The following is a 6,685-nucleotide window of genomic DNA, read 5'->3' as shown; positions in this document are numbered from 1 at the left end:
TTAATGGAAATTGCGCTTCCGACGATGGGAAGCAGAATGATAGGATCGATATCCTGGTTTTTTGAACCGATTGTCGTTGCCCACAGTCTAGCCCTTGCAGGAGTCCTAGCTGTGAATGCTACCAAACAATATGGCGCCCTAACCGGATATGCCATGCCGTTGTTAATGCTCCCATCCTTTGTTACCTTTTCGCTGGCAACCTCCCTTGTACCTGCTATTAGTGAGGCAAATTCGAAGAATCAACACAAAATAATTGAACATCGATTACAACAGGCATTACGGTTCGTATTTTTAACAGGCGGACTTGCCGTGATTATCCTCTATGTATTAGCTGACCCGCTCATGCAGCTAATGTATGGCTCTACGAAGGGCTCCTATTTTATCCGCCTTATGGCACCGTTTATGTTGGTTTACTACTATCAAGGTCCCCTGCAGGCCGTATTACAAGCCTTAAATCTTGCGCGTGCGGCGATGATTAATAGCTTAATTGGTTCTGTAGTCAAAACAGCTGTGATTTTCTTACTTGCCTCTCAAGCTTCGTTCGGGATTACCGGAGCTGCCCTTGGAATTGTCGTTGGTTTTGTCCTAGTAACTGGACTACATTTGGCAACGGTCTTAAAGAAAGTTTCCTTTTCCTTCTATGCCATGGATTATTTAAAAGGGTTCCTGGTGATGGGGCTTTCTGGCTGGCTGGGGTATTATTTGTTTAGTCATTTCCTTTTACAGGAACATTTAATTATCCGGGTCATCACAGCGGCATTCGCAATGATCGTATCTTATATAATAATGCTTGTTCTATTCCGCCTTATTAAAAAAGAGGAACTAAAGCGGATCCCATGGTTTGGAAATTTAATTCCCTCGTAACTAAACGGTTACTAAAAAGAAGACATGCCCATGGGCGTGTCTTCTTAATCGTTATCCATTAAATCAATATAAAAATTCCCATTTTCAAAGCTGCAAAAAGAAATTTCTTTAATATCCCGGTATCCCTTTTTCTTTAATTCCTGCCGCAGCCATAGATTTGTTTTATTGATCCGTTTTAAATTTTCTTCGTCGATCTGTCCATCCATTATGAGGGGGATTGTGATATCTCCTTGTTTTGTCGGTTCTTCAGGGTTTTTTAATTTTTCAATGACAGACAAACTCCCGGAGGGCTCTAAAATAGCAAATTCTACGTCAGCAATACTTCGAATGTCCTTTTCTCTTAATTGCACCATTAAATCATCAAAATTATAGCGCTGCTTACGCATGGCCTTTTCATCAATTTTTCCTCTGTTAATAATAATAATTGGTTTCCCATCAATCAAATCACGAAACCTTTTACTCTTTAATGATATAAGTGCCATGATAATCTGAATGGCCATTAAAACTAACATGGGAAGCATCGTATGGAATAACGGAGAATGATGATTTTCAATGGAAACGACCGCCATCTCACCAATCATAATAAATACGACAAGATCCAGAATACTTAGTTCACCAATTTCGCGTTTTCCCATCATCCGAAAAATAAACAGGATAAGGATATAAAACACAATGGTCCGAAACACGATCGATACATATTCCACAATTGGTCGCCCCTTTTTTTAAATCAAAGAATAGTATCGGGAATTTCATAAACTTTTATGAAAGGAAGTTCGTTCCAAAAAAATACTGGCAGATACAGAAATCTATTCTACTTTGGATTAAGCCTGAATACGCTTGTACTAGGAAGAATAACTGTCTAGGACTTGACCGGCCTAAAAGAGGAAGGTAAGGTCTTGGACCCGAACGAAGGGGGAGAGTCAAATCGAATCGAAAAGCTTTGGAGTATCCATATTGTATGGATTAGTTTTTATCTTGGCCTTTGCTTTTTTCTGCAGTCTTATATTTGCGTTTATCCTTCGGTTTACATCCGCTCAGGAAGGATCACTCCAATATGTGATTACAGCCTTATCTTTCATCGGGCTGTTTGGCGGCGGTTTCTTATCAGGAGGGAAACGAAAAGAAAAAGGCTGGCTAATTGGCGGATTAACCGGGATAATTTATTCCTTTGTTGTTTTTTTGTTTCAATACCTTGGCTATGACCGCTTGTTTGATGCAGAACAGGTCATTTATCACACTTGCTATACATTGATTGCGATGATGGGCGGAATTCTGGGAGTCAATATTGCTTCTAACAACTCACGGCGATCAGCATAAAAGAAAAGGAAGCCAGTCATTCATGGCTTCCTTTTTGTTTTTCATTATTTAGTAAGGTTTACGCTTCCTTCACTTGTACCAGCCGCGGATTCAGTTACCTCACGGACGGCATTGCGGTCATATGTAAGACGGCTTCCGTCACCACACTTAATCACGACTTTATTATCATCAATCGAATCAATAAAACCATGAAGACCACCAATCGTGACGATTTTATCCCCTTTTTTCAATGCGCTTTGCATATTCGCAACTGATTTTTGGCGTTTTTGCTGCGGACGAATTAATAGGAAATAAAATAACACAAACATTAAAATTAATGGAATGATTGTACCAATACCTTGCATTTTGTTTCCCTCCTTTCAAAAAAGTTCTATTAGAAATTTTTCGCGTTTGGCTTGTTAAAACCATAACGTTCAAAAAACTCTTCGCGGAAATCTCCAAGCCTGTCTTCCATAATGGCTTGTCTGACCTTCTCCATTAATCTTAACAGAAAATAGAGATTATGGTAAGACGTTAAACGAATTCCAAACGTTTCATCACATTTAATTAAGTGACGGATATAGGCTCTCGAGTAATTTCGGCATGTATAGCAATCACACTCAGGATCTAGCGGGCCAAAATCACGGGCATATTGTGCATTTTTCACCACAAGTCGTCCGGAACTGGTCATTAATGTACCATTTCGGGCAATCCGAGTTGGGAGTACACAATCAAACATATCAATCCCGCGAATTGCTCCGTCAATCAAAGAATCCGGTGAACCGACTCCCATTAAATAGCGCGGTTTATTTGTCGGCAACATTGGTGTGGTAAACTCAAGGACACGGTTCATGACATCCTTGGGCTCGCCCACTGATAACCCGCCTACTGCGTAACCTGGGAAGTCAAGCGAGACAAGATCATTTGCACTTTGTCTGCGGAGCTCTTCATATTCTCCGCCTTGGACGATCCCAAATAAACCTTGGTCTTGTGGACGCTGATGAGCATTTAAACAGCGCTCTGCCCATCTTGACGTTCTCTCAACGGATTTTTTCATATATTCGAAAGTGGCCGGAAATGGCGGACATTCATCAAATGCCATCATAATATCGGAACCTAGTGCATTTTGAATTTCCATTGCCTTTTCTGGTGATAAGAATAGTTTCTCCCCGCTCATATGATTGCGGAAATGAACTCCTTCTTCTTCAATTTTACGGAATTCACTTAGACTAAATACCTGAAACCCGCCTGAGTCTGTTAAAATCGCCCTGTCCCAATTCATAAATTTATGAAGACCGCCAGCCTCCTTAATGATTTCATGCCCTGGTCTGAGCCATAGGTGGTAGGTATTACTTAAAATAATACCTGCACCCATTTCTTTTAAATCTTCAGGTGACATCGTTTTTACGGTTGCCAATGTCCCAACTGGCATAAAGGCCGGTGTGTCAAAAGATCCGTGTGGTGTATGGACCCTGCCAAGCCTGGCCCCTGTTTGTTTACATGTTTTGATTAATTCATAACGAATCGCAGTCAAATTGTTGTCTCCTTCCTACTGTTGCCTCTAGATGATGAACATTGCATCACCAAAGCTGAAAAAGCGATACCGTTCAGCGACGGCTGTATTGTAGGCATGCAAAATATTCTCTCTGCCAGCTAAGGCACTAACCAGCATGATCAGGGTGGACTTTGGCAAGTGGAAATTAGTTATCATGCCGTCAATCCCCTTAAATTCATAACCAGGATAGATAAAAATACTTGTCCAGCCGCTTCCGGCGGTAAATTGTCCATTATTGGCTGATGCAATCGTCTCTAATGTCCGTGTTGATGTGGTTCCAACCGTAATAATTCTTCCCCCGCTCTGTCTTACCTCGTTTAGCAACTGGGCGGTGCCCTCTGTTACCATATAAAATTCGGAATGCATATCGTGTTCCGATACATCCTCCACACTTACGGGGCGGAAGGTACCAAGCCCTACATGAAGCGTAATAAACGCAATATGTACTCCTTTTGCTTTAATTTCCTCCAAAAGGGACTCCGTAAAGTGAAGACCTGCGGTTGGGGCGGCAGCTGATCCCGGTTCGCGGGCATATACTGTCTGATAACGATCACGGTCTTCTAGCTGTTCTTTAATATAAGGAGGCAGCGGCATTTCACCTAACTGGTCGAGTACCTCATAGAATATTCCAGTGTATTTAAACTGTAAGACTCTACCGCCATGGTCTGACTCATCAGTGCAAACGGCGGTAAGCAGTCCATCGCCAAAGACAAGTTCTGTCCCTACCTTAACTCGCTTTGCTGGCTTCACAAGTGTTTCCCACTGATCGTCCTCCAGTTGTTTTAAGAGCAGGACTTCAATCTTGGCACCTGTATCATTTTTTACACCAAAAAGGCGTGCAGGCAGTACCTTGGTATCATTTAAGACAAGGCAGTCCCCTTCACGCAAATATTCTGTAATATTTTTAAAAACTTCATGCTTTATCTCGCCTGTTTGTTTATTTAGTACCATTAATCGACTGTCTGTCCTTGTTTTTAATGGCACCTGAGCTATAAGTTCCTCAGGCAAATGAAAATCAAATATATCTACTTTCATCATCTAACACACCTTACTTATCGAAATCTCCCTAAAAAATGAAAAATCAGGGATAACACAATACTTACTATGATTGATGTCACAATTGGGAAGTAAAATGTCGCATTCCCTTTCTTGATGACGACATCTCCCGGAAGTCTTCCTAAATGTAAAAATTGAAGCAAAAATCCAATGATAAACAAAAGGGTGCCAATGACCATTAATATTTTGGCTATAGAGGTCATTCCATCGGCACCTCCATGCCAAAATGGTGATATACGGCACCGGTTACGACCCTTCCGCGGGGAGTTCGCTGTAAAAACCCGATTTGCAGGAGGTACGGCTCATATACGTCTTCAATCGTTTCTGCCTCTTCCCCAATCGATGCGGCAATCGTATCAAGCCCAACCGGACCGCCGCGGAATTTTTCAATAATTCCTTTTAATAGCTTATGATCAATATGATCAAGTCCCAATCGGTCAACCTGCAATAACTCCAATGCTTCACTTGCAAGGGCTAGATTAATTGTACCATTCCCCTTTACTTGTGCAAAATCCCTCACCCTGCGGAGAAGACGATTGGCAATTCGCGGAGTTCCCCTTGCCCTCCTGGCGATTTCTGCAGCGGAAGGTTCATCCATTTCCGTTTCAAACAAATCAGCCGTTCTTAAAACAATATCTTTTAACTGATCTTCCTTATAATACTCGAGCCTGCATAAAACTCCAAATCGGTCACGTAGTGGCGCGGATAAGGAACCGGCACGGGTAGTAGCGCCAACTAATGTAAAGGGCGGAAGGTCAAGCCGAACCGACCTCGCACTAGGCCCCTTCCCGATTACGATATCAAGACAAAAATCTTCCATGGCCGGATAAAGTACTTCTTCAATTGCCCGTGGCAGTCTGTGTATTTCATCAATAAATAACACATCCCCAGGTTCGAGAGAAGTTAGAATCGCAGCTAAATCTCCAGGCCGTTCAATCGCAGGGCCAGATGTTGTCCGGATATTGACCCCCATCTCATTAGCAATAATAACGGCAAGGGTGGTTTTCCCTAATCCAGGCGGACCATATAAGAGGACATGATCTAAAGTCTCCTTGCGCAGCCTTGCCGCCTTAATAAAGATCTCAAGATTTTCTTTTACTTGAGTCTGCCCGATATATTGCTTTAAGGTTTGCGGCCTTAGGCTTTGTTCAATCGTAATCTCGCTTTCATTCACTTCACTCGATATAATCCGCTCTTCCATGAATTATCACCTATTTTAAAAGCCGCTGTAGGGCTTTTTTAATATATTGGTCGGTTGAAAGCTGTTCTTTTTGTAACTCAGGGGAAATCTTTTTAATTTCTTTATCGGAATAGCCAAGGGCTTTTAAGGCTAGGATAGCTTCTTCAAAAGCCGTATTGACTGCCTGATGTGGAAGTGGGAATTGGTCAGCATTGAAAAGGTTAGGGAAGTAATCCGGTACAATATCCTGCAGTTTCCCTTTTAAATCAAGAATCATCTGCCGGGCTGTTTTTTTGCCGACGCCAGGGAATTTGACAAGGAAGCTTTCATCTTCATTTTCGATGGCATTTACCACTTGCTGGACCTCACCTGAAGCTAGAATGGCCAACGCACCCTTGGGACCAATCCCTGAGACATTTAATAGTTTAGTAAACAGTCTCTTTTCCTCTCTAGTCTCAAATCCGTATAGAGCGATCACATCTTCGCGCACATAATGGTAGGTATACACTGTAACCATTGTTTCCATTTTACCTGCGAAAATAAACGGATTAGGTGTGGAGATTTGATAGCCGATTCCATTATTTTCAATGACGATGTATTCCGGACCGACAAATTCTACCATCCCTTTTATAAATTCATACAATCGTATTCTCTCCCCAATTAAACCTCAAAGGTTTTTCTCTTGAAAAATTAGCTGTCTTTCATTTTAACATAAGTTCAGAGAGTTATTGAAG

9 protein-coding genes are annotated in these 6,685 nt (G+C 41.8%); 2 read left to right on the top strand and 7 right to left on the bottom strand.

The window, feature by feature from the left end:
* On the top strand, positions 1 to 864 hold an 864-nt coding region (locus tag V7266_RS17890; protein ID WP_335469604.1), incomplete at its 5' end, for an MATE family efflux transporter.
* Between the two features lie 44 nt (positions 865 to 908).
* On the opposite strand, the gene V7266_RS17885 is transcribed toward V7266_RS17890, so the two are convergent.
* Entirely contained in the window at positions 909 to 1,571 is a 663-nt protein-coding gene (locus V7266_RS17885) for a DUF421 domain-containing protein (protein ID WP_335469611.1), read from the bottom strand.
* Positions 1,572 to 1,818: 247 nt separating this feature from the next.
* Here V7266_RS17885 and V7266_RS17880 point away from each other — a divergent pair, with 247 nt between their 5' ends.
* Positions 1,819 to 2,181, top strand: a complete 363-nt coding sequence (locus V7266_RS17880) for a TIGR04086 family membrane protein (RefSeq protein ID WP_335469601.1) — start codon at positions 1,819 to 1,821, stop codon at positions 2,179 to 2,181.
* 44 nt (positions 2,182 to 2,225) lie between these two features.
* Here the strand turns inward: V7266_RS17880 and yajC are convergent, their stop codons facing one another.
* The 6 genes from yajC to ruvA are packed head-to-tail and all read right to left on the bottom strand — an operon-like array spanning position 2,226 to position 6,594.
* Positions 2,226 to 2,525, bottom strand: a complete 300-nt coding sequence (yajC, locus tag V7266_RS17875; protein ID WP_335469598.1) for a preprotein translocase subunit YajC — start codon at positions 2,523 to 2,525, stop codon at positions 2,226 to 2,228.
* Between the two features lie 29 nt (positions 2,526 to 2,554).
* Positions 2,555 to 3,694 (bottom strand): tRNA guanosine(34) transglycosylase Tgt, encoded by a 1,140-nt coding sequence (tgt, locus tag V7266_RS17870; RefSeq protein WP_335469595.1) that lies wholly within the window; start codon positions 3,692 to 3,694, stop codon positions 2,555 to 2,557.
* 27 nt (positions 3,695 to 3,721) lie between these two features.
* Entirely contained in the window at positions 3,722 to 4,750 is a 1,029-nt protein-coding gene (gene queA / locus V7266_RS17865) for a tRNA preQ1(34) S-adenosylmethionine ribosyltransferase-isomerase QueA (RefSeq protein WP_335469593.1), read from the bottom strand.
* Between the two features lie 17 nt (positions 4,751 to 4,767).
* Positions 4,768 to 4,974 carry a DUF2905 domain-containing protein gene (locus V7266_RS17860; protein WP_335469591.1) on the bottom strand — a complete coding sequence of 69 codons (207 nt, stop codon included), beginning with the start codon at positions 4,972 to 4,974 and terminating at the stop codon, positions 4,768 to 4,770.
* Positions 4,971 to 5,972: a Holliday junction branch migration DNA helicase RuvB gene (ruvB, locus tag V7266_RS17855; RefSeq protein WP_335469589.1), complete on the bottom strand. Its 1,002-nt coding sequence runs from the start codon at positions 5,970 to 5,972 to the stop codon at positions 4,971 to 4,973. Before ruvB ends, V7266_RS17860 begins: the two co-directional genes overlap by 4 nt.
* Positions 5,973 to 5,982: 10 nt before the next feature.
* Positions 5,983 to 6,594 carry a Holliday junction branch migration protein RuvA gene (gene ruvA / locus V7266_RS17850; protein ID WP_335469587.1) on the bottom strand — a complete coding sequence of 204 codons (612 nt, stop codon included), beginning with the start codon at positions 6,592 to 6,594 and terminating at the stop codon, positions 5,983 to 5,985.
* Positions 6,595 to 6,685 lie beyond the last annotated feature (91 nt).

Origin of the sequence: Neobacillus drentensis (assembly GCF_036965645.1) — a bacterium.
Lineage (GTDB): Bacteria > Bacillota > Bacilli > Bacillales > Cytobacillaceae > Neobacillus > Neobacillus drentensis_D.
The sequence above is the reverse complement of the archived record's forward strand: the minus strand, read 5'-3'. Positions and strand labels throughout refer to the sequence as shown.